This is a genomic window from Parashewanella sp. 2304DJ23-3 (assembly GCF_056591695.1).
Map to the genome: position 1 here is coordinate 23426 of NZ_JBWQOH010000012.1, position 20710 is coordinate 44135.

A 20710-nucleotide genomic window follows, 5' to 3' on the forward strand; every position below is an offset into this window, starting at 1 on the left:
CCCAGATAAAATAGAGCCCTTAATACTAAGCGAATTACTGAAAATAATTATTTTCGCCAGCAGGTCTGATAGTTACTGAAGTGCTGTCGTTTTTTTGCGGTGTTCCAGACTTTTGAAATGCCATATACAAAACACCACTTTTATCTTTTACAGGAACGGTACAGTTTAATGCTTTATCAAATGCGTTAATCGTACAGATATTTGATGGCGAATTACTTACAACTTTCGGAGCTTGGTCAATCTTACCGATATATAATGTGCTATTACCTAAACCTGGGTCTAATTGAATGTTTAAATCATGCTTTAGATTAGATACAGAAAGCTTATAACAATAAAAATCACCATTACCAGCCGGACCAACAAGTTTCTGTGGAGCACCTGACACATTTAATTCTTTAGCATTTTTGTAAGAATCAACATCTTCAGCCCAACCATCACACTTAGCGCTATTTACTGCCGCCAAACTCATTAATTGGCTATCTATAGAATCATCTTTTGTCGAAACGGCAAGACTTACCGTTTGTCCCGCCCCTTCAATGGCTCCGTAATAAGTTCCTGCTTTAGGGGAATTAATCAAGCAATTGGTACTTGAAAAGGCTTCAAACGAACAGTTATTGCTTTTTAAGTCATTAAGATTTGGATATTTATTAAAATTAAAAGCCACACTAGGACCATTTACATTAGAGCTAAAGCTGAGCTTATTTTTACCTTTAGGTAAATTGACGATTAAACATGTTGGTTTTAAAAGCCCTAATTTAATCGGTGAATTTGCTTTATCAACATTGAGAGTAACTGCGTCTTTGAAGTCGTCTGCTGAAGAACAATTATTAATATGTTCCTGTGCATCAGCAAATGCCTGCAATGATAATAATGTAAACCCGACGCCAAGAAATAAACGTATTTTATTTTTCATAATTTTCCCCAACATATTGAATATTGTTCAAAGTATAGACAATGTTATTTTTATTGCCGATGCTAGCAATTAAGGGAATAAGAACAAGTTAATTTATGTTCATTGAGCCATAACAAATCAATAAATAATTATGTTTTGAGGCTTATTTCTGATTCAAAACACAAAATAAATAGAATTTAATCTTCCATTCATTTACATGTATCTTTTTTACTTCATAAGGTTACTTAAATTCTTCCTCAAAAACGCAATGAAAAACTAAACCTTTGTTCATTTTCAATACTTTTTAGTTAGATTGATATCTATTAACTTAGTTCTGAAAGTATACCTTTAAAGGAACTATGATGGCTGAGCTACAGATATCATCAACTCAACTCCCCACGATTAGAATAGAAGATACAGAAATACAAGACTCAAGTTCGAATTCAATATCACATGCATCAAATAACTGGAAAATTGTGGCTCTTAGCCCTTCACAAGAGTTTAATTGGGAAACCTATTTTAAAGACGATAACACAACCGACAGGAGTGAACTCCTCGAAAGTATAAAAAACACCCTTTTAATTAATAATGGCCTTTCTGAAACGCATGCACCAGAAAATGTTTCAGATACGCCATCAATCGCAGAAAGTGAACCTCAACAAGCTGAGAACTCTGCTGTATCAATGTTATTTGACAATATAGCGACCACAAATAAAGCTGAACTTCGGTTTCGATTAGAAAAGTTGAAAAATGACGGCAACCTAGATATCAATGCCCCAATTAAGAATGGAAACAGTTTGCTTCATCAAGCCTGTAAAACTGGAAATTCGGACGCAATTGCAGTGCTTATCGAGTATGGAGCAGACTTAACGACCATAAATTCTGAAACACACTCCACTCCTTTGCATTCAGTCATCGAATCTGGGAGCGATAAACTTATCCATGACCTATTCATTTCATCACCAATGACAATGACCCAAATGTGCGACAGGGATGGGGTAAGCCCTTTTGTGGCATTAATCAATGCTGGAAAACAACAATTAGCTAATGAAATATTAGCGACTCAAACAAAAACAATATTTGCGGAACAAGGAAAATATAGGAGTTTACAGTCTCAATTTAATACAAAACTATCTCAGCAACGAGAAACTCAACATATTGAGACTCAGAAACAATTAAGAAAACAGGAATTAGAACTCACAACAAAATTTGAAAACGAAGCGGTAAAAACAAAACAGGAATTAGTAGCCAACCTCCGTGATGCTTGGGAAGGTTCAAGACGGCTTAGACAGCAATTAACACCACCAGCCAGTCAAAGGGGCGCTTATAATATTCAACAAACTGAAGAGCTAACAGCATTAAAAGCTGAGCTAGCACAAGTAAAAGCCAAATTGATGATTCTTAGCCAACCGAATAGCGAAATAATTTAAGATAATTTATACACAAAAAAGGCGGCCTAAAGGCCGCCTTTTAACGTCATAATCAGCTGATTATCTGGCAATGTTCTTCTTGATGGTTTCAACAACGCGAAGCTGTGCCATGGCTTTGGATAACTCCACCATCGCTGCTTCATAATTGAAGTCTTGGCCTGCTTCAGCGATCAACGCTTCTGCACGCTTTTTGGCTTCAAGCGCCGCTTGCTCATCAATGTCATCGGCACGCATAACCACATCAGCCAATACCGCTACTGATGAAGGTTGTACTTCTAGCATTCCGCCAGATAAGTAAAACACTTCTTCAGAGCCGTCTTGTTTGACGATGCGCGCCATGCCAGGTTTGATGGTCGTAAGCAGAGGCGTATGACCCGGCATAATACCTAAATCACCTTCTTCACCTGTAACTTGCAAGTGTGACACTCGGCCGTTAAAGATGCTGCTTTCTGCACTTACGATATCAAGATGTACTGTCATGGCTGCCATCCGGTCTCCTTAAGAAATTAGGTCCAAACGTGGTTCAGACCCAACCACTCATTATTACTTGTTGGCTTTTTCTACCGCTTCTTCGATAGAACCAACCATGTAGAATGCTTGCTCTGGGATATCATCGTAGTCACCATTTAGCAGACCTTTAAAGCCAGCAATAGTGTCTTTCAGAGAAACGTACTTACCAGGAGAACCCGTGAAGACTTCTGCTACGAAGAACGGTTGCGATAAGAAACGCTCGATCTTACGTGCACGGAATACAGTTGTTTTATCTTCATCAGATAATTCATCCATACCCAGAATAGCAATGATGTCTTTCAGCTCTTTATAACGTTGCAATACAGTTTGTACACCGTTTGCCGTATCATAATGCTCTTGACCAACTACTTGTGGATCTAATTGACGAGACGTCGAATCCAATGGGTCAACCGCAGGGTAAATACCTAGCGATGCAATTTGACGAGACAATACAACAGTCGCATCCAAGTGAGCAAACGTTGTTGCTGGAGATGGATCCGTTAAGTCATCCGCAGGTACGTAAACGGCTTGAACAGAAGTAATCGATCCTGTCTTAGTCGAAGTAATACGTTCCTGAAGTACACCCATCTCTTCTGCAAGAGTTGGCTGATAACCTACTGCTGATGGCATACGACCTAGCAGTGCTGATACTTCCGTACCTGCAAGCGTGTAACGATAGATGTTATCGACGAACAATAGTACGTCTTTACCTTCGTCACGGAACTTCTCTGCCATTGTCAAACCAGTCAGTGCAACACGCAGACGGTTTCCTGGAGGCTCATTCATCTGGCCGTAAACCATGGCTACTTTATCAAGTACGCCTGATTCTTCCATCTCGTAGTAGAAGTCGTTACCCTCACGAGTACGCTCACCAACACCAGCGAAAACAGAAAGACCTGAGTGGGCTTTAGCGATGTTGTTAATAAGTTCCATCATGTTAACGGTCTTACCAACACCAGCACCACCGAATAAACCAACTTTACCACCCTTAGCGAATGGACAAACAAGGTCGATTACTTTGATACCCGTTTCTAGAAGTTCAGTCGTATTTGACTGGTCTTCGTATGAAGGTGCATCACGGTGGATAACATAACGATCGTCTTCGCCGATTTCGCCTGCTTCATCAATTGGCTCACCCAATACGTTCATGATACGGCCTAGTGTAGCCGAACCAACTGGAACTTGAATTGGTGATCCTGAGTTTTCAACCTCGATACCACGACGCAAACCATCTGATGAACCCATTGCAATGGCACGTACTACGCCACCACCAAGTTGCTGCTGAACTTCAAGCACCAACCCGTTACAAGTTCCTTCACCAGTGATTTTTAGAGCGTCATATACCTGAGGTACAGCATCATGTGGAAACTCAACGTCCACAACCGCGCCAATAACTTGGACAACAGTACCTGTGCTCATGATTAATCCTCTAAATATCTATTTAACCTTGCTTAAACCGCAGCTGCACCGGATACAATTTCCGACAGTTCTTGCGTAATCGCAGCCTGACGGGCTTTGTTGTATACCAGTTGCAGATCGTTGATAAGCTCACCAGCATTGTCGGTTGCGGCCTTCATCGCTACCATACGGGCAGCCTGCTCAGACGCAATGTTTTCAACAACACCTTGGTACACTTGAGACTCAACATAACGAACCAATAATTTATCCAAAAGTGCTTTTGGATCTGGCTCATAGATGTAGTCCCAGCTGTGACCAATAAACTCATCTTCGTTTTCGGACTTCGGCAAAGGTAGCAGCTGTTCGATCACTGGAGTTTGTACCATGGTATTTTCAAACTTGTTGAATACCACATACAAACGATCCAATTTGCCTTCGTTGTAAGCTTCGAGCATGACACGTACCGTACCAATCAAATCAGCTAACGACGGAGCGTCACCTAGACCTGATGCGTGCGATACAATGTTGCCACCAAAGCTATTGAAAAACTGTACGCTTCGAGCGCCGATTGGACAAAAGTCCACTTCAACACCTTTATCCATATAGCTTTTCACGTCTGCCGCCACTTTTTTAAATAAGTTGACGTTCAGACCACCACAAAGACCACGGTCGGTTGCCACAACAATGTAACCAACCCGCTTAGCTTCTCTCACTTCCAAATAAGGATGCTTATATTCGAGAGAACCTTGTGCGACGTGACCGATCACCTTACGCATGCTATCCGCATATGGACGACTGGCAGACATACGATCTTGCGCTCGGCGCATTTTACTCGCAGCTACCATTTCCATTGCGGAGGTGATCTTCTGAGTGTTTTGAACACTCGCGATCTTAGTTTTAATCTCTTTAGCGCCGGCCATCTTTACTCTCCAATCTGGACCTGAGGTGCCTTAAGACACCTCTTGTATTATTACCAGGTTTGGGTTTCTACGAACTTGTCGAGGCCAGCCTTCAAACCAGCTTCGATGTCAGCGTTATAGTCGCCAGTCTCGTTGATGGTTTTAAGAAGATCAGCATGCTCGCTGTTCATGTAAGAGAGCAAAGCGGCTTCGAAATTACCGACTTTATTTAGCGCAACCGCTTTAAGGTAGCCTTTTTCAGCAGAGAAAATTGACACTGCTTGATCCGCTACACTCATAGGAGCGTATTGCTTTTGCTTCATAAGTTCAGTAACACGCTCACCATGCTCAAGTTGAGCACGTGTTGCATCATCTAAGTCAGATGCAAACTGAGAGAACGCTGCAAGCTCACGATACTGTGCAAGTGCAGTACGGATACCGCCTGACAGTTTCTTGATGATCTTAGTCTGCGCTGCACCACCTACACGAGATACTGAGATACCTGGGTTAACCGCTGGACGTAGGCCAGAGTTAAATAAATCAGTTTCTAGGAAGATCTGACCATCAGTAATCGAAATTACGTTAGTCGGTACGAACGCTGATACATCACCAGCTTGGGTTTCAATAAGAGGCAGAGCGGTTAAAGAACCAGTCTTACCTTTTACTTCACCGTTAGTAAACTTCTCTACGTACTCTTCGTTTACACGTGATGCACGTTCAAGTAAACGAGAATGTAGATAGAATACGTCACCTGGGTATGCTTCACGGCCTGGTGGACGCTTAAGTAGCAATGAAATTTGACGGTAAGCAACTGCTTGCTTAGACAAATCATCATATACGATCAGCGCATCTTCACCGCGGTCACGGAAGTATTCACCCATTGAACAACCAGAATAAGGTGCTAGGTATTGAAGTGCAGCCGCTTCAGAAGCCGTTGCAACCACTACGATAGTATTTTGTAGTGCACCATGTTCTTCTAGCTTACGTACTACGTTAGCAATTGTTGATGCTTTTTGACCAACGGCTACGTATACACAAGAAACGCCAGAATCTTTCTGATTGATGATGGCATCAATTGCCATCGCTGTTTTACCAGTCTGACGGTCACCAATAATAAGCTCACGCTGACCACGACCGATAGGGATCATAGAGTCAACGGCTTTATAACCGGTTTGAATCGGTTGTGATACTGACTTACGTTCAATAACACCAGGAGCAATTACTTCAACAGGAGAGAAACCATCATTATCGATTGGTCCTTTACCGTCGATTGGCTCACCCAGTGTATTCACAACACGACCAAGTAGACCACGACCCACCGGTACTTCTAGAATACGGCCAGTCGTTTTAACTTTTACGCCCTCTGCCAATCCGGCATATGAGCCCATTACTACGGCACCTACAGAATCACGTTCTAAGTTCAACGCGATTGCATAACGGTTACCTGGCAATTCGATCATCTCACCTTGCATCACGTCCGCTAGGCCGTGAATACGGATGATGCCGTCACTTACTGCAACGATAGTACCTTCGTTGCGAGCTTCACTGACAACTTCGAACTGCTCGATCCGCTGTTTAATCAGATCGCTGATTTCAGTGGAATTCAGTTGCATGCTCAAACTCCCAATTACGACAATAAGTCATCGTTTAGACGTGATAATTTACCACGTACAGAACCATCAATGACTAAGTCGCCTGCTTTGATAATGACACCAGCAACAAGGCTAGTATCTATGCTGCAATTCAGCTTTACTTTGCGTGCTAAACGTTTTTCAAGGCTTGCGGCTATTTCCGCTTGTTTCTCTGCGCTCAGATCGGTCGCTGAAATCACATCAGCTTCCACTTCTTTCGCCCATTCATTACGAAACTCAGCGTATAATTCTGCTACCGCAGGCAATACTTCCAAACGTCCGTTTTCAGCCATTACTTTGATCAGGTTTTGACCGTGCGCATTGACTTGCTCACCACAAATACCAATGAAAAATTCAGCAAGTTGCTGTGGTGCCATCGCACCTTTTAACATTGGGTTTACGTCGTTGTGATCAGCAACAGCACCAGCAAACTCAAGCATTGCTGCCCAAGAATCTACCGTGTTGCTTTCAACCGCATGATCAAACGCTGCCTTTGCGTAAGGGCGAGCAATGGTGGTTAACTCAGCCATAACTCAACTCCCTTATCAAATTTCAGCAACAAGTTTTTCAACGATGTCACTGTGAGCACTTTGATCAATAGAACGTTCAAGGATTTTTTCAGCACCTTGAATAGCTAAAGAAGCTACTTGCTTACGCAAATCTTCTTTTGCACGGTTACGTTCAGCTTCAATTTCTGCGTGACCCTGAGCGATAATTTTCGCACGTTCAGCGTCTGCTTCGGTTTTTGCTTCATCAACGATTTGAGCTTTGCGCTTGTTAGCGGACTCAATAATTTCGTTAGCAGTTACCTTAGCTTCTTTAAGTTGGTCAGTAGCTTTCGCTTGAGCCAACTCTAAGTCTTTCGCGGCGCGATCCGCATCAGCAAGACCGTCAGCAATCTTCTTTTGGCGCTCTTCAATTGCACTCATAAGAGGTGGCCAAATAAACTTCATGCAGAACCACACGAAGATAATGAAAGCTACCGTCTGACCGAGTAGGGTGATGTTGAAATTCACAACAGCCTCCTAGTTAGAGTTAAGACAGAAGCGTGTGTTAAAGCATGCCACCTAGTGGGTTAGTGAATAGCATAAATAATGCGATACCAACACCGATCATAGTTACGGCGTCAAGAAGACCCGCTACGATGAACATCTTAACTTGAAGCATAGGAGCCATTTCTGGTTGGCGAGCTGCGCCTTCCAAGAACTTGCCACCCAATAGGCCGAAACCGATTGCAGTACCAAGTGCACCCATACCAATCAGTAGAGCAACAGCGATTGCTGTCATACCTAAAATCGTTTCCATCTTTATCTCCGATTCTAAATCTAATTTAGTTGTTTGATTTAGTTTAAAAAATTTTCTTCAGCAATCCTTAATGATCTTCATGTGCCATGCTTAAATAAACAATGGTCAACATCATGAAGATAAATGCCTGTAGGGTAATAACCAAAATATGGAAGATTAACCAGCCTAGTTGTAGTGATACACCTAGAGCTGATAACGCCAAGTTAGTACCGTACATAAGCGCAATAAGGATGAAGATCAACTCACCTGCATACAAGTTACCGAACAAACGAAGTGCCAAAGAAATCGGCTTCGCAATTAACGTTACGGATTCTAACAGGAGGTTGACTGGTATCATTGCCTTATGGTTAAAAGGCTGTAGTGTCAGTTCTTTCACAAAGCCTGAAACACCTTTGACTTTAATGCTGTAATAAATAATCAGCAAAAACACACCAATAGCTAAGCTGAAGGTAATGTTTACGTCAGTCGTTGGAACCACTTTCATGTATGGGATCCCCATCAATGCAGCTGCGTGAGGCAGCCAATCAACTGGAACCATATCCATGAAGTTCATCAGGAATATCCATACGAAAATGGTTAACGCAAGAGGTGCAATCAGAGCATTTTTGCCGTGGAAGGTCTCTTTAACACTGTTGTCGACAAACTCAACAATCATCTCAACGAAGCATTGCATCTTCCCTGGGACACCTGTTGTAGCCTTTTTGGCAACAGAGCGGAACAACCACAAGAATAAAACACCCAAACCAACCGAAAAGAACAATGAATCAATGTGCCATGCCCAAAATCCTTCACCAACACTTAAGTTGGTAAGGTGATGTTGGATATAGCCCTGCGGTGTTAGCGCTTCACCAGTTGCAGCCATGATTCATCCTACTTAACTTTGCTTGAAGTACAAAGGCGCTGTCCAATGCACCATCAGAGTGACTAGATACCCAACAAACACTGGCATGAATGCCAATTTAAGTTGACTAAATATCAAACTGAAAAACACAATGGTTAGCAGCAGCTTTACCGCTTCCCCCCAATAAAAGCTTTTTAAGACTTTATCGGCTTGACTTGCTCCACTCTTGGAGAAAGCAAGGGTTGCGAATACAAAATTAGGAATTGCAGCGACCATGCCACCAGCCAAAGCTGCTAGCCCAGTATACAATTCCCACACGGTAGAAAAGACAATTGCCGTTAACACTGCCACTGTCACTTGAACCAACACTAATTTATAGGCGGCCGTGCGACCTCGGCGAGCTAAAATATTCGTCAAACTGTCTTCTCCACATACGGACTTTCTCACCTTTCAACCCACTTTTTGAAGCGGATCAAATTTTGAAGGACAAAAAAGCTTGCGAAAGTATACCCGCTTAGGCTTGCAATGCAACTTTGAGATGTTGAAAAACGAGACTTTGTAATCAGATTTAAGGGTTACAGACTGTCATGTCACATAAACAGTCCGTCTTAATGTTAGGTAGGTCGCGATTTTTAATGCCAAATCCGCTTGTTTTTAGCGGATTTTGCTAAGAATTCCGTCTAATTCAGACAGATCTTGGTAGTTAATGACGATTTTGCCTTTTCCTTTGCTGTTGTGACTGATAGAAACTTTCGCTCCTAAACGCTCAACCAGCTCAGATTCTAAACGTACAACATCGTTATCTTTTTGTACCTGTTTTGTCTCTTTGACAGGATTGAGTGTTTTATTGACTAAACGCTCTGTGTCACGCACGGTTAATTCTTTAGCAACCACTTGTTTTGCAAGGTTTGTTTGTTCATCACCTTCCACAGCGAGTAGTGCACGAGCGTGCCCCATATCGAGATCACCATGTTCCAGCAAACGCTTGACGGGTTCATTAAGAGAATTCAAACGTAACAAATTCGTTACAGTAGTTCGAGATTTTCCTACTGCATCGGCCGTTTGTTGATGCGTTAATTCAAATTCCTCAATCAGACGATTAAGTGCAATGGCTTCTTCCATAGCATTAAGGTCTTCACGCTGAATATTTTCAATCAACGCAATTGCAACGGCAGCTTCATCCGGCACTTGTTTTACAATACACGGAACACGTTCAAGTCCAGCTTGCATAGACGCACGCCAACGACGTTCACCAGCAATAATTTCGTAATGAGTGCCATGATCAAGCTTACGCACAACAATAGGTTGAATAATGCCTTGAACTCGAATCGACTCAGCAAGCTCATCTAACGCATCAGGAGACATATCTTTGCGCGGCTGATACTTGCCCGGTTCCAGCAGATCGACATCCAAACGAATCAACTCGTTATGACCTGGAATTCCCTGGGTTTCAACGACATCAGTAACGTCTTTGGTCGCCGCTTGTTGCTGAATTTTTTGGTTTGAAGCCATGCTGGTGCTTAGCAATGCATCTAAGCCTTTCCCTAGGCCACGTTTTTTTAAATTCATAATACTTCCTTAAGCTGGCTGCGCACTGACTTGTTCTGAACGACGAATGATTTCTCCAGCAAGTGCTAAATAGGCTTTAGCGCCTGCACTCGATTTATCATAATACATTGCAGGAGCCCCAAAACTCGGAGCTTCAGCTAAACGCACGTTACGAGGAATCACAGTGCGGTACACTTTATCACCAAAATGATTTTTAAGCTGATCGGACACATCATTGGCTAAGCGATTTCTCGGGTCATACATGGTGCGAAGAATGCCCTCAATCGCTAACCCAGGGTTAACCATCGCCGCAAGCTTACTGATGGTGTCAAGAAGAGCCGTAAGGCCTTCCAATGCATAATATTCACATTGCATTGGTACTAAAGCGCTGTCAGCGGCCGACATAGCATTAACGGTCAACATATTCAGTGACGGTGGGCAATCAATAAAAATAAAATCATAATCATCTTTGATAGGCGCTAACGCATTTTTTAAGCGTACTTCACGAGCAAAAAATTCCATCAGCTTGATTTCAGCGGCTGTCACATCGGCGTTTGCCGCGATTAAATCATATTTACCTGCGGTATCTTTAATGACAACCTCACTGAATGGGGTTTCATCCACGAGTAAATCATAAGCAGTGCGATTGACGTCATATTTATCAACACCGCTGCCCATGGTGGCATTACCTTGGGGGTCGAGATCAATTAACAATACTCGGCGTTTGGTTGCAGCCAGTGATGCAGCTAAGTTCACACAGGTTGTTGTTTTTCCTACGCCACCTTTTTGGTTCGCTACGGCAATGATTTTTCCCACGCTAATATCCTATTGTTCAGCCTGTAACTGCGTTAGCTCTTAATAATCTTCAACAAATGACGTTGTTCATCCAACGCTGGCACTTGTAAGTCGACGGTCTCGATAATTTCAAAACCTGCTGGTAATTGTGCCAACTCATCATCGGCGAGTTGTCCCTTCAGGGCATAAAACACGCCGTCGGATTTTGGTAAGTGATGGCACCAATTTAACATATCTTGCACAGATGCAAAGGCTCGACTTAACACACCATCAAATCCTTGTTCATCTTGATAGGCTTCGACTCGGCTTTCCACCGAGGTGACATTATGAATACCCAGCTCAAACTGCACCTGTTTTTGAAAACGAATACGTTTACCTAAACTGTCCAATAATACAAATTCTTTATCTGGATTGATGATGGCCAACGGCAAACCTGGTAATCCTGGGCCGGTACCCACATCAATAAAACGTTGTCCGTTAAGATGTTTTGATACCACAACGCTGTCCATGATATGGCGAACCAGCATTTGCATAGGATCTCGAACTGAAGTCAAGTTATAGGCTTTGTTCCATTTATTGAGCATAGCAATTAAACCGACCAATTGCTGCTGTTGCTGCTCGGTAATTGTAATATTTGCCTGAGAAAGATAATGAACAAGTTGCTGCTTCAGTTCAGATGTCATGTATTTCAAGATCTCATAATAAAATTCAACCCCATATTATGACGCCCAGAAAACAACAAGGGAAGCAAAAAGCTTCCCTTGTTCAATAAAGCATAACAGACTGAGTGATTAAGCGCTTTTTCTTAAAAGACCACGCTTCTTAAGATGCACCAATAAAATCGAAATCGCTGCAGGGGTGATCCCTGAAATACGTGAGGCCTGACCAATGGTTTCTGGTTTTGAATCATTAAGCTTAGCAATCACTTCATTAGACAGCCCTGGCACTTCTTGATAATCCAGCTCTACAGGTAACCCTGTATTTTCATTTCGTTGCTGCTTTTCAATTTCTTGCAACTGTCGTTGGATATATCCTGAATACTTTACTTGAATCTGTACTTGCTCTGCGGCAAGAGGATCTTCAATTGCAGGTCCAAAACCTTCAATGGATGTTAGTTTTTCATAATCCATTTCAGGTCTACGCAACAATTCTTCAAACGTCGCTTCACGAGAAATTGGCGTATTCAGGTGTGGGTTAAGAATATCCACTAGATCCGATTTTGGGTGCACCCATTGACTGCGTAAACGCTGTAATTCAGTCTCAATCGCTTCACGCTTATCATTGAATACCTGCCAGCGCTCATCATCCACTAAACCAAGTTCACGACCTTTTTCCGTTAGGCGCATATCGGCATTATCTTCACGCAGTAATAAACGATATTCGGCGCGGCTAGTGAACATACGGTATGGTTCTTTGGTACCAAGCGTCGAAAGATCGTCAACCAAAACGCCAAGATAAGCTTGATCACGACGAGGGCACCATGAATCTTTACCTTGTACTTGCAAGGCCGCATTCATACCAGCTAACAAACCTTGAGCGCCCGCTTCTTCATAACCAGTAGTGCCGTTGATTTGTCCTGCAAAGAACAAACCTGAAATGTATTTAGTTTCTAATGAATTCTTTAAATCACGTGGATCAAAATAATCATATTCAATCGCATAACCTGGGCGAATGATCTGGGCATTTTCCATTCCTTGAATCGAACGTACTAAATTCAATTGCACATCAAACGGTAAGCTGGTGGAAATACCATTTGGATAGATTTCATTGGTATTTAAGCCTTCAGGTTCAATAAAGATCTGATGCGAATTTTTATCTGCAAAACGCATGATCTTATCTTCAATTGACGGACAATATCTCGGGCCAACACCTTCAATTTCACCGCTGTACATTGGGCTTCGATCTAATCCACCACGAATAATGTCATGGGTTTGCTCATTGGTATGAGTAATATGACAACTGACCTGTTCAGGATGCTGACTGACATCACCAATAAATGACATAATTGGTAGTGGATCATCACCTTTCTGCTCTTGCATCTTTGAAAAATCGATACTGTTGGCGTCGATACGCGGTGGTGTCCCCGTCTTTAAACGACCAATACGCATCGGCAATTCTTTTAAGCGTTGCGCTAAACTGATAGACGGTGGATCGCCGGCTCGGCCACCGCTGTAATTTTCAAGGCCAATATGAATTTTACCACTTAAGAACGTGCCTGCAGTTAGAACTACAGTCTCGGCAGAAAAAGCAAGCCCCATCTGAGTCACCACTCCAACAACTCGATCATTTTCAATAATGAGATCATCAACGGATTGCTGGAATAAACGCAAATTGGGTTGGCTTTGTAAAATCGTTTGAATTTTTTGACGATACAAACTGCGATCGGCTTGAGCACGAGTTGCACGTACAGCTGGACCTTTACTCGAATTTAAGGTTCTAAACTGAATACCTGCATGATCAGTAGCAATGGCCATTGCGCCGCCCAAAGCGTCAATTTCTTTGACTAAATGGCCTTTACCAATACCACCAATGGCTGGATTACATGACATTTGACCTAAGGTATCAATGTTATGCGTAAGCAATAACGTGTTTACACCCATTCTTGCAGCTGCAAGTGCTGCTTCAGTTCCGGCATGACCACCGCCAACCACTATTACATCAAACCGTTCATGAAAATGCATTTCACACCTTTACGTCAAAAATCAAACCAATTTAGATTGATCATTATTGAGATCAAAATTAGAGATCGCTGCTTTTAGCGAGCTGGGTATTTTAACACTTACTCACAACTAGGTGAATGATCATCTTTGAATATTTAAAAGTGTCGATCTTCAACATGATCTCTTTAATAGATCTTTTTATTTATATATAGATCTTCTTATTATTGTTTATTATTAAGGGAGCTCTTTTCTGTTGATAACCGAATATAACCTTATAAAACCAACAGTTAACAAGATTCGGATCGTGTGATCAAGCCGCGATCTACTCAGTTATAAGTTGGGGATAGATCGGTTAGTTATCCACAGTGAGGATCTTCTTTTTCAAACCCCTTTTTTTCACCCCAGCTTGATCAGAGTTAGATCAAACGTTACCCACAGAGTTATCCCAATGCGAATAACTCTGTGAATAGATCTGATCTAAGGTGTGTGTGAAATACGAAATTGAGGAGAGGTTATTAGAGGATCTGATCTTTCCAGCCTTCTAACCAGTTGATTGCAGTATCTTCTGGTAACTCTTCTTTTTGAACATCAATTTGGATCTTATTCACAAATTCTGTGGCACCGAGCTGTTGAAAACTTTTGATCAAAAGTTCTGGCCCTTCACAAAAAGTGTCATAACTGGAATCTCCAATCGCACAAGTGGCGAATTTTACAGCAGTCAGATCCGGTTTTTGTTCTAAAAGTTGTTGGTGGAAAGGTTGAATATTATCTGGAAGCTCTCCTGCTCCATGAGTTGAACTCACCAATAACCACAAATTATTGGTATTTATCGCACCAAGATCTGGCGTTAAATGTTGCTCTGTTTCATGTCCTTGTTCAGTTAAAATACTGATCAATTCGTCAGAAACATATTCCGCACCACCTAATGTAGTACCGACAATAACTTCAATTTTAGCCATAAATTGCTTTTACCTAGTTGATTTCATTCGTTGAGCGTATATTAACACCCAATACAAAGTGGTAAAAATAGGGTTTTATTGATGCGAATTTATCTTGGTCTTTTGTGTGTGTTTTTGCTGACGGCATGCCAGAGTGACGACAATTTATCTCTTATAAATCATTGTGAAACGGCGACTCAAAGTCAGCACTTTGAATTAGTATTGAAAGATAAACGTCATGTAGTTGTTGCAGAAGGTGAAAGTGAACCTCGAAGTATTGGTAGTTATAGTGTTCGTCTCTATGGTGCCAATCCGGATTTTCCTTACGATGATTTTCTTGATGGTGTTATACGAGTTCGTGACGGCCAGCTAGAGAAGGTGGAGGCGGATAATAACCAAATCATAATTACTATCAAATCAGCAGGTTCAGGTGGGTATGAATCTATTGATCGTTTTCTAATAAAAGAAAATAAACTTATTTATTCTAAAATAAAATAATCTCTTATGCGGCATATTACATTTACATATTAAGCAGACAGTTTTTATTAAGTTTACTTGTCATAGAGTTAACCTGTTGAATTAGTTATAAGTCTTGAATAAAGACTCTAAAATAACGTGCAGGTGGGTAGAGATATGGTGAGTTTATTTCTCGTTTTTGTAGTGTCATTTATTGCGTTCAGTATCAGTGCTGTTTCTGGTGGTGGTGCTGGACTAGTACTGATCCCTATATTAGGTCAAGTACTTAATTCTACACATATCCCTGTTGCTATTACCATCGGTACAGCCACCAGCTCATTATCGCGGATCATTATTTTCTACAAAAATATAAAATGGTTCATGGTGAAATGGATTGTTTTGGCTTCTATTCCTGGGATTGCTCTGGGGGCTTTTTTATTATCCTATTTAGATCCCGCTTTATTAAAGCTAGCGCTAAGCCTATTTTTGATCAGTAATTTATTTATGATCTTCAAAAAGTCTGCAAACGATGAATTAGCTGATGCATTACCTAATTGGGTTTTAGCCATTGTTGGTCTGTCTGTTGGCCTTATTTCATCATTGGTTGGGGCTGGTAGCTTTAGCGGCAGTATCTTCGACCTTACTGGTTAAACTGTTTATCGATAATATTCCCAAAAAGATTTTCATCAAGCTTGGTTATACGGTGATGGTTATTTCTGGTTTATTCATGTTCAGTGACGCCACTGGTGACATTAATATGGCTCATTCGCCAGACTTAAAAGGAGAGTTCTTGGCTGATGGTGGAAAGTTAAAACTATTGTGGGATGGCCAGCTGTATCATCTGAATATGAAAGTATCGAAAGGGTTAGAATTCAGTAAACCTATCGCATTAAGTGAACTTACACATTACACAAGGTATAAGATTTCACGAATGTGTCGGCGTTCAGAATCCGTTTCAGTCAACAAAATTTATACCTTCGATAAACCTGAATATGAAGTATTTTGCACTAATTGGATAAAACCTGAATTGTTTAAATTGTTTTCGAAGAGAGTTGCAATCTAAATGGTTTGAGGTTGGGGTAGAGTTAATATCTACCCCAATACTAATTGACTATTTACCGATACAGAATGACGAGAAGATCTTGCCGAGTAGATCGTCAGAAGTAAATTCACCAGTGATTTCAGAAAGGGCTTGTTGAGTCATACGCAGATCTTCTGCCAACAACTCACCAGCTTGAAATACTTCCAATTGTTGTTTGCCCATTTGCAGATGTTCACTTGCTAATGCAAGGGCTTCAAGGTGACGTCGGCGTGCCATAAAACCACCTTCAAGGTTACTTTCAAAGCCCATGAGATCTTTTAAGTGCTGTTTGAGTTCATCAACGCCTTGACCGTTTTTAGCTGAGATGCGATATACCTCATAATGATGACCGTCTTTGGTATCATGTGAAGTGGTTGTGACTGCTTCACCGGTGATATCGGCTTTATTGCGCACCACAGTTACGCCTAGGTTGGTTGGTAGACGATCAATGAAATCAGGCCAAATATCATGGGGATCTACAGCTTCTGTTGTCGTACCATCCACCATAAATAGCACTCTATCAGCTTGTTCAATTTCCTCCCAAGCGCGTTCAATACCAATTTTTTCGACGGTATCTTGAGTGTCACGTAGGCCAGCAGTATCAATAATGTGCAATGGCATACCGTCTAAATGTACATGCTCACGTAAAACATCACGAGTCGTACCTGCAATATCAGTAACAATGGCTGATTCTTTACCAGCGAGTGCATTCAATAGGCTGGATTTCCCTGCATTAGGGCGGCCTGCAATGACGACCTTCATCCCTTCACGGATGATAGAACCTTGTTGAGCACTGGCTTGTACTTCGTCTAATCGGTTGATGACGTTATACAAGGCATTAGCAATTTTACCGTCACTCAGAAAGTCGACCTCTTCATCGGGAAAATCAATCGCAGCTTCAACGTATAAACGCAAATTAGTGACTTGCTCTACCAGCTGATGTACTTGAGTCGAAAACTCGCCTTGTAAAGACTGTAATGCACTTTTTGCCGCTTGTTCACTGGATGCGTCGATCAAGTCGGCAATCGCTTCGGCTTGGGTCAGATCCAATTTATCATTCATAAAAGCCTGTTCGCTGAATTCGCCAGGCTTTGCTGTACGTAAACCACGAGTGTCCAGTACTCGTTTGATCAGCATATCGAGTACTACTTGGCCACCGTGGCCTTGGAGTTCCAAGACATCTTCACCAGTAAAAGAATTGGGTGCTTTAAAAAACAGAGCAATGCCTTGATCAATCACGCTGTCATCTTGTGCTTTAAAGTCACAATAATCAGCATATCGTACTTTAGGGACGTGACCTAAGACCGACTCTGCGACTTGTTCTGCTTGTGGCCCAGATACTCGAATAATACCGACACCGCCACGACCGGGGGCAGTTGCTTGAGCGACAATCGTTTCTTTGGTCACAACATTTACCTTTTCTGATTTCATACAACAATAACGAATAAAAAAGCGGCTTAACTGAGTGAGTTAAGCCGCTATTATTATCCTTTAAAATGCTGAGCTTAAAAAGCCTCTACTTCTCTGCTTTTTTCTTTTCTAAGCCTGCATAAATAATTTTCTGCTGGGTGATAGCCACCAAGTTACCGACTAACCAGTATAGAACCAGACCTGCTGGGAACCATAAGAAGAATACGGTAAATACTACTGGCATCCACTGCATCATTTTCATTTGCATTGGATCCATCGTAGGCGACATTGGCTGCATTCTTTGCATTAACCACATAGAACCACCCATTAATAATGGCAAGATGTAGTATGGGTCTTGTACTGATAAGTCAGTGATCCACAGCATAAATGGGGCATGACGTAGTTCGTAACTTTCCAGCAATACCCAATACAAGGCAATGAAAATTGGCATCTGTAGCAGGATAGGTAAACAACCGCCCATCGGATTTACTTTTTCTTTCTTGTACAGCTCCATCATGGCCTGACCCATCTTCTGACGGTCGTCGCCATGACGTTCTTTCAGTTGTGCCAGTTTCGGTTGCAAGTCACGCATTTTTGCCATCGACGTGTACTGCTTCTTAGTCAATGGATACAGCGCACCACGTACAACTAAGGTAATTAGGATAATTGCGATACCCCAGTTAGCGACAAGCATATGGAACTTAAGCAGCAACCAGTGAATTGGAATCGCCAACCACCATAGGAAGCCATAATCTACAACGAGATTAAGCGTCGGAGAAAGCGCTGAAAGGGCTTTTTGATCCTTAGGACCAACATAGAATTCAGCTTTGATGTTTTGTGAGGCACCAGGAGCTACATCGTAACTTGCACCTTTAAAGCCAATGTTGGCTTTGCCGCCCGCACTTACGCTAGAGTAAATTGAGTTTTTATCGTTTGATGGTGGGATCCAAGCTGACACAAAGTAGTGTTGCAGCATTGCTACCCAACCACCAAGCGTTGATTCTTTTAGATCGTTCTTCGCAATTTCATCAAATTTATACTTTTCGTAGCGAGTATCTTGTGTTGAGTATGCTGCACCACGGTAAGTTGGCATCATCATGCTGCCTTCGTGCGGCTTGATGGTCTCTTTAATTTGACCGTACATTTGCACTTGCAGATTTTCTGATGATGTATTGTTGATGTTGTAATCAACGCCTACGTTAAATTTACCACGTGTGAAAGTGAACGTTTTTACGTATTTTACGCCATTGTTAGCTACATAAGTTAACGGTACAGTTAATGTATTTTGACCGTCTGTTAAAGTGTAATTTGTCTTTTCAACACTGAATTTAGCACGACCCGATTTAGCACTATCAATACCGCCTTTACCAATCAAGCCACTTTGTGCAATGTAGGTAAATTGGTTATCTTGCGACATGATAACGAATGGCTTATCGCTGCCTTCTTCAAGTTTATGAGCGATTAATGCAGCATAAACAATATCGCCACCAACAGGGTTGATTTTGATATCAAGTTGGTCAGTTTTAACCGTGATCAAATCTGTTGTTGTCGTCACTGCTGAAGATGGAAGAGTGCCATCGGCCTCTGGAACATCAGCTGACTGAGTGTGTGAGCTTGCTGGGCTCGATACAGAAGAAGTAGTTGCGGCAGGTTGAGGATTGTTATCCGTCTGCCACTGTTGCCACAGCAAAAAGCTGACAAACAGTAGTCCTACAAGCAATAGATTGCGTTGTGATTCCATAGCCTATTTATTACACCTATCATGTTTTTGTGGGACGGGATCTATTCCGCCGGGATGTAAAGGGTGACATTTTAATATGCGTTTGATTGCAAGCCAACTCCCTTTTGCGCTGCCATGAACCTTTATAGCTTCAATAGCATAGTGAGAGCAAGTTGGTGTGAAGCGACACCTCGGTCCCAATAAGGGACTGATAAAAAGCTGGTAGCCTCTAATGAGCTTGGTAATTAGCCATTGTAGCGGCGACTGAGTTTGCGCCATAGCTTATTCACCAATTTATGTAATTGAGCATTATCCAAGTCCATCACCCCTCGTCTGACCAGTACAACAATATCTACATTCGGTAAATCATGTTGAGTTAAACGAAAGCTGTCACGCACTATTCGTTTGACTCTATTGCGACCTACTGCAAGTTTAACTTGTTTTTTAGGTACAGTTAAGCCGACCCGAGGATGGTCTAATTGATTTGGTACTGCCAATAAAGTGATTTCAGCCGAAGAAGCTTTTATAGGATTGGAAAATACGTGATTGAATTGTGCGGGAGTTAACAGACGCAACTCCCGCATAAAGGTGTAACTAGTCACCTGTGCTTACTACCTATTATGCAGATAGACGCGCACGACCCTTTGCACGACGACGTGCAAGAACCTTACGACCGCCTACAGTAGCCATGCGAGCACGGAAGCCGTGAGAACGCTTGCGCTTCAGGTTGCTAGGTTGAAAAGTACGTTTACTCATTATGGCAATCCGTCTTTGTTATCGTTAATAAACCTTATCTCTAAATTTTCTTCTTAATAATTTAAGTAGAAAGAGGTAAGGACAAAAAAGAGGCCGAATTGTAATCACTTTCGACAATGGCGTCAATAACCATTAATGATAAGTGCACAATAAATGGCGAACTTGTGTAAATTATTTATCAAACAAACTACCAAGGAATGTGGATAACTTTGTGTAATACCACAAGATGTAGTAGTTTTTCATGATCTTATTCACAATCAAGTTTTGCTATTATAGATCAACTTAGATCGGTAAACCAAGCGCCAGATAGCGCTAATTCAAGGTTTTTACGATCAAAGTTGATCATGAGTGATCTGGTTCATAAAAATTATATTGATCTATCTGGGGATAAATTGATTTTAAAGATAGCGATCTGAATCGACACACTATAAAATACGGAT

Annotated in this window: 24 protein-coding genes; 4 read left to right on the plus strand and 20 right to left on the minus strand. The window is 41.7% G+C overall.

The window, feature by feature from the left end:
- Nucleotides 1–34: 34 nt before the first annotated feature.
- Nucleotides 35–913: a hypothetical protein gene (locus AC1EU2_RS16815; RefSeq protein ID WP_480299425.1), complete on the minus strand. Its 879-nt coding sequence runs from the start codon at nt 911–913 to the stop codon at nt 35–37.
- Between the two features lie 341 nt (nt 914–1254).
- Here AC1EU2_RS16815 and AC1EU2_RS16820 point away from each other — a divergent pair, with 341 nt between their 5' ends.
- A complete protein-coding gene (locus tag AC1EU2_RS16820; RefSeq protein WP_480299426.1) occupies nt 1255–2322 on the plus strand; it encodes an ankyrin repeat domain-containing protein in 1068 nt (355 codons plus the stop codon).
- Nucleotides 2323–2382: 60 nt separating this feature from the next.
- On the opposite strand, the gene AC1EU2_RS16825 is transcribed toward AC1EU2_RS16820, so the two are convergent.
- From AC1EU2_RS16825 to mioC, 14 genes are all read right to left on the minus strand, one after another.
- Complete coding sequence (locus tag AC1EU2_RS16825; protein ID WP_129945254.1) at nt 2383–2811, minus strand: F0F1 ATP synthase subunit epsilon; 429 nt, start codon at nt 2809–2811, stop codon at nt 2383–2385.
- Nucleotides 2812–2865: 54 nt separating this feature from the next.
- Entirely contained in the window at nt 2866–4251 is a 1386-nt protein-coding gene (atpD, locus tag AC1EU2_RS16830) for a F0F1 ATP synthase subunit beta (protein ID WP_480299427.1), read from the minus strand.
- Between the two features lie 32 nt (nt 4252–4283).
- Nucleotides 4284–5150, minus strand: coding sequence for a F0F1 ATP synthase subunit gamma (atpG, locus tag AC1EU2_RS16835; RefSeq protein WP_480299428.1), 867 nt, complete (start codon nt 5148–5150; stop codon nt 4284–4286).
- Nucleotides 5151–5200: 50 nt separating this feature from the next.
- Nucleotides 5201–6742, minus strand: coding sequence for a F0F1 ATP synthase subunit alpha (gene atpA, locus AC1EU2_RS16840; protein WP_480299429.1), 1542 nt, complete (start codon nt 6740–6742; stop codon nt 5201–5203).
- Between the two features lie 14 nt (nt 6743–6756).
- Nucleotides 6757–7290, minus strand: a complete 534-nt coding sequence (gene atpH / locus AC1EU2_RS16845) for a F0F1 ATP synthase subunit delta (protein ID WP_480299430.1) — start codon at nt 7288–7290, stop codon at nt 6757–6759.
- 15 nt (nt 7291–7305) lie between these two features.
- On the minus strand, nt 7306–7776 hold the full coding sequence (gene atpF, locus AC1EU2_RS16850; protein ID WP_129945259.1) for a F0F1 ATP synthase subunit B: 471 nt from the start codon (nt 7774–7776) through the stop codon (nt 7306–7308).
- A gap of 37 nt (nt 7777–7813) precedes the next feature.
- Nucleotides 7814–8065: a F0F1 ATP synthase subunit C gene (gene atpE / locus AC1EU2_RS16855; RefSeq protein ID WP_121837924.1), complete on the minus strand. Its 252-nt coding sequence runs from the start codon at nt 8063–8065 to the stop codon at nt 7814–7816.
- Between the two features lie 67 nt (nt 8066–8132).
- On the minus strand, nt 8133–8927 hold the full coding sequence (atpB, locus tag AC1EU2_RS16860) for a F0F1 ATP synthase subunit A (protein WP_480299431.1): 795 nt from the start codon (nt 8925–8927) through the stop codon (nt 8133–8135).
- A gap of 12 nt (nt 8928–8939) precedes the next feature.
- Entirely contained in the window at nt 8940–9323 is a 384-nt protein-coding gene (locus AC1EU2_RS16865) for an ATP synthase subunit I (RefSeq protein WP_480299530.1), read from the minus strand.
- A 237-nt stretch (nt 9324–9560) separates the two neighbouring features.
- Nucleotides 9561–10475: a ParB/RepB/Spo0J family partition protein gene (locus AC1EU2_RS16870; protein ID WP_480299432.1), complete on the minus strand. Its 915-nt coding sequence runs from the start codon at nt 10473–10475 to the stop codon at nt 9561–9563.
- 9 nt (nt 10476–10484) lie between these two features.
- Complete coding sequence (locus tag AC1EU2_RS16875; protein WP_480299433.1) at nt 10485–11270, minus strand: ParA family protein; 786 nt, start codon at nt 11268–11270, stop codon at nt 10485–10487.
- A gap of 32 nt (nt 11271–11302) precedes the next feature.
- Nucleotides 11303–11932, minus strand: a complete 630-nt coding sequence (gene rsmG, locus AC1EU2_RS16880; protein WP_480299434.1) for a 16S rRNA (guanine(527)-N(7))-methyltransferase RsmG — start codon at nt 11930–11932, stop codon at nt 11303–11305.
- Nucleotides 11933–12040: 108 nt separating this feature from the next.
- On the minus strand, nt 12041–13930 hold the full coding sequence (gene mnmG, locus AC1EU2_RS16885; protein ID WP_480299435.1) for a tRNA uridine-5-carboxymethylaminomethyl(34) synthesis enzyme MnmG: 1890 nt from the start codon (nt 13928–13930) through the stop codon (nt 12041–12043).
- A 494-nt stretch (nt 13931–14424) separates the two neighbouring features.
- Nucleotides 14425–14868 (minus strand): FMN-binding protein MioC, encoded by a 444-nt coding sequence (gene mioC / locus AC1EU2_RS16890; protein WP_480299436.1) that lies wholly within the window; start codon nt 14866–14868, stop codon nt 14425–14427.
- An 81-nt stretch (nt 14869–14949) separates the two neighbouring features.
- Between mioC and AC1EU2_RS16895 the strand changes: the two genes are divergently transcribed.
- The 3 genes from AC1EU2_RS16895 to AC1EU2_RS16905 all read left to right on the plus strand — a co-directional run bounded on the left by AC1EU2_RS16895 (nt 14950) and on the right by AC1EU2_RS16905 (nt 16366).
- Nucleotides 14950–15345 (plus strand): PliI family lysozyme inhibitor of I-type lysozyme, encoded by a 396-nt coding sequence (locus tag AC1EU2_RS16895; RefSeq protein ID WP_480299438.1) that lies wholly within the window; start codon nt 14950–14952, stop codon nt 15343–15345.
- 135 nt (nt 15346–15480) lie between these two features.
- On the plus strand, nt 15481–15954 hold the full coding sequence (locus AC1EU2_RS16900) for a TSUP family transporter (RefSeq protein WP_480299439.1): 474 nt from the start codon (nt 15481–15483) through the stop codon (nt 15952–15954).
- Nucleotides 15887–16366, plus strand: a complete 480-nt coding sequence (locus AC1EU2_RS16905; RefSeq protein WP_480299441.1) for a hypothetical protein — start codon at nt 15887–15889, stop codon at nt 16364–16366. Before AC1EU2_RS16900 ends, AC1EU2_RS16905 begins: the two co-directional genes overlap by 68 nt.
- A 48-nt stretch (nt 16367–16414) precedes the next feature.
- Here the strand turns inward: AC1EU2_RS16905 and mnmE are convergent, their stop codons facing one another.
- The 5 genes from mnmE to rpmH form a co-directional block, all read right to left on the minus strand.
- The gene (mnmE, locus tag AC1EU2_RS16910) at nt 16415–17815 is read right to left on the minus strand and encodes a tRNA uridine-5-carboxymethylaminomethyl(34) synthesis GTPase MnmE (protein ID WP_480299442.1); all 1401 of its coding nucleotides are present in this window, start codon (nt 17813–17815) and stop codon (nt 16415–16417) included.
- Between the two features lie 85 nt (nt 17816–17900).
- On the minus strand, nt 17901–19535 hold the full coding sequence (yidC, locus tag AC1EU2_RS16915; RefSeq protein ID WP_480299443.1) for a membrane protein insertase YidC: 1635 nt from the start codon (nt 19533–19535) through the stop codon (nt 17901–17903).
- Between the two features lie 3 nt (nt 19536–19538).
- The gene (gene yidD, locus AC1EU2_RS16920) at nt 19539–19793 is read right to left on the minus strand and encodes a membrane protein insertion efficiency factor YidD (protein WP_129945270.1); all 255 of its coding nucleotides are present in this window, start codon (nt 19791–19793) and stop codon (nt 19539–19541) included.
- A complete protein-coding gene (rnpA, locus tag AC1EU2_RS16925; RefSeq protein ID WP_205001082.1) occupies nt 19760–20116 on the minus strand; it encodes a ribonuclease P protein component in 357 nt (118 codons plus the stop codon). Before rnpA ends, yidD begins: the two co-directional genes overlap by 34 nt.
- 16 nt (nt 20117–20132) lie before the next feature.
- Complete coding sequence (rpmH, locus tag AC1EU2_RS16930) at nt 20133–20270, minus strand: 50S ribosomal protein L34 (RefSeq protein ID WP_006083827.1); 138 nt, start codon at nt 20268–20270, stop codon at nt 20133–20135.
- Nucleotides 20271–20710 lie beyond the last annotated feature (440 nt).

Bases quoted from the DNA above. Each gene is read 5' to 3' on its own strand.
- yidC (WP_480299443.1), bottom strand. From the start codon at position 19,535: ATGGAATCACAACGCAATCTATTGCTTGTAGGACTACTGTTTGTCAGC.
- AC1EU2_RS16895 (WP_480299438.1), top strand. From the start codon at position 14,950: ATGCGAATTTATCTTGGTCTTTTGTGTGTGTTTTTGCTGACGGCATGC.
- mnmE (WP_480299442.1), bottom strand. From the start codon at position 17,815: ATGAAATCAGAAAAGGTAAATGTTGTGACCAAAGAAACGATTGTCGCT.
- atpB (WP_480299431.1), bottom strand. From the start codon at position 8,927: ATGGCTGCAACTGGTGAAGCGCTAACACCGCAGGGCTATATCCAACAT.
- rpmH (WP_006083827.1), bottom strand. From the start codon at position 20,270: ATGAGTAAACGTACTTTTCAACCTAGCAACCTGAAGCGCAAGCGTTCT.
- AC1EU2_RS16820 (WP_480299426.1), top strand. From the start codon at position 1,255: ATGGCTGAGCTACAGATATCATCAACTCAACTCCCCACGATTAGAATA.
- mnmG (WP_480299435.1), bottom strand. From the start codon at position 13,930: ATGCATTTTCATGAACGGTTTGATGTAATAGTGGTTGGCGGTGGTCAT.
- atpG (WP_480299428.1), bottom strand. From the start codon at position 5,150: ATGGCCGGCGCTAAAGAGATTAAAACTAAGATCGCGAGTGTTCAAAAC.
- yidD (WP_129945270.1), bottom strand. From the start codon at position 19,793: ATGGCGCAAACTCAGTCGCCGCTACAATGGCTAATTACCAAGCTCATT.
- AC1EU2_RS16900 (WP_480299439.1), top strand. From the start codon at position 15,481: ATGGTGAGTTTATTTCTCGTTTTTGTAGTGTCATTTATTGCGTTCAGT.
- atpE (WP_121837924.1), bottom strand. From the start codon at position 8,065: ATGGAAACGATTTTAGGTATGACAGCAATCGCTGTTGCTCTACTGATT.
- atpH (WP_480299430.1), bottom strand. From the start codon at position 7,290: ATGGCTGAGTTAACCACCATTGCTCGCCCTTACGCAAAGGCAGCGTTT.
- AC1EU2_RS16870 (WP_480299432.1), bottom strand. From the start codon at position 10,475: ATGAATTTAAAAAAACGTGGCCTAGGGAAAGGCTTAGATGCATTGCTA.
- rsmG (WP_480299434.1), bottom strand. From the start codon at position 11,932: ATGACATCTGAACTGAAGCAGCAACTTGTTCATTATCTTTCTCAGGCA.
- atpD (WP_480299427.1), bottom strand. From the start codon at position 4,251: ATGAGCACAGGTACTGTTGTCCAAGTTATTGGCGCGGTTGTGGACGTT.
- mioC (WP_480299436.1), bottom strand. From the start codon at position 14,868: ATGGCTAAAATTGAAGTTATTGTCGGTACTACATTAGGTGGTGCGGAA.
- atpA (WP_480299429.1), bottom strand. From the start codon at position 6,742: ATGCAACTGAATTCCACTGAAATCAGCGATCTGATTAAACAGCGGATC.
- AC1EU2_RS16815 (WP_480299425.1), bottom strand. From the start codon at position 913: ATGAAAAATAAAATACGTTTATTTCTTGGCGTCGGGTTTACATTATTA.
- AC1EU2_RS16825 (WP_129945254.1), bottom strand. From the start codon at position 2,811: ATGGCAGCCATGACAGTACATCTTGATATCGTAAGTGCAGAAAGCAGC.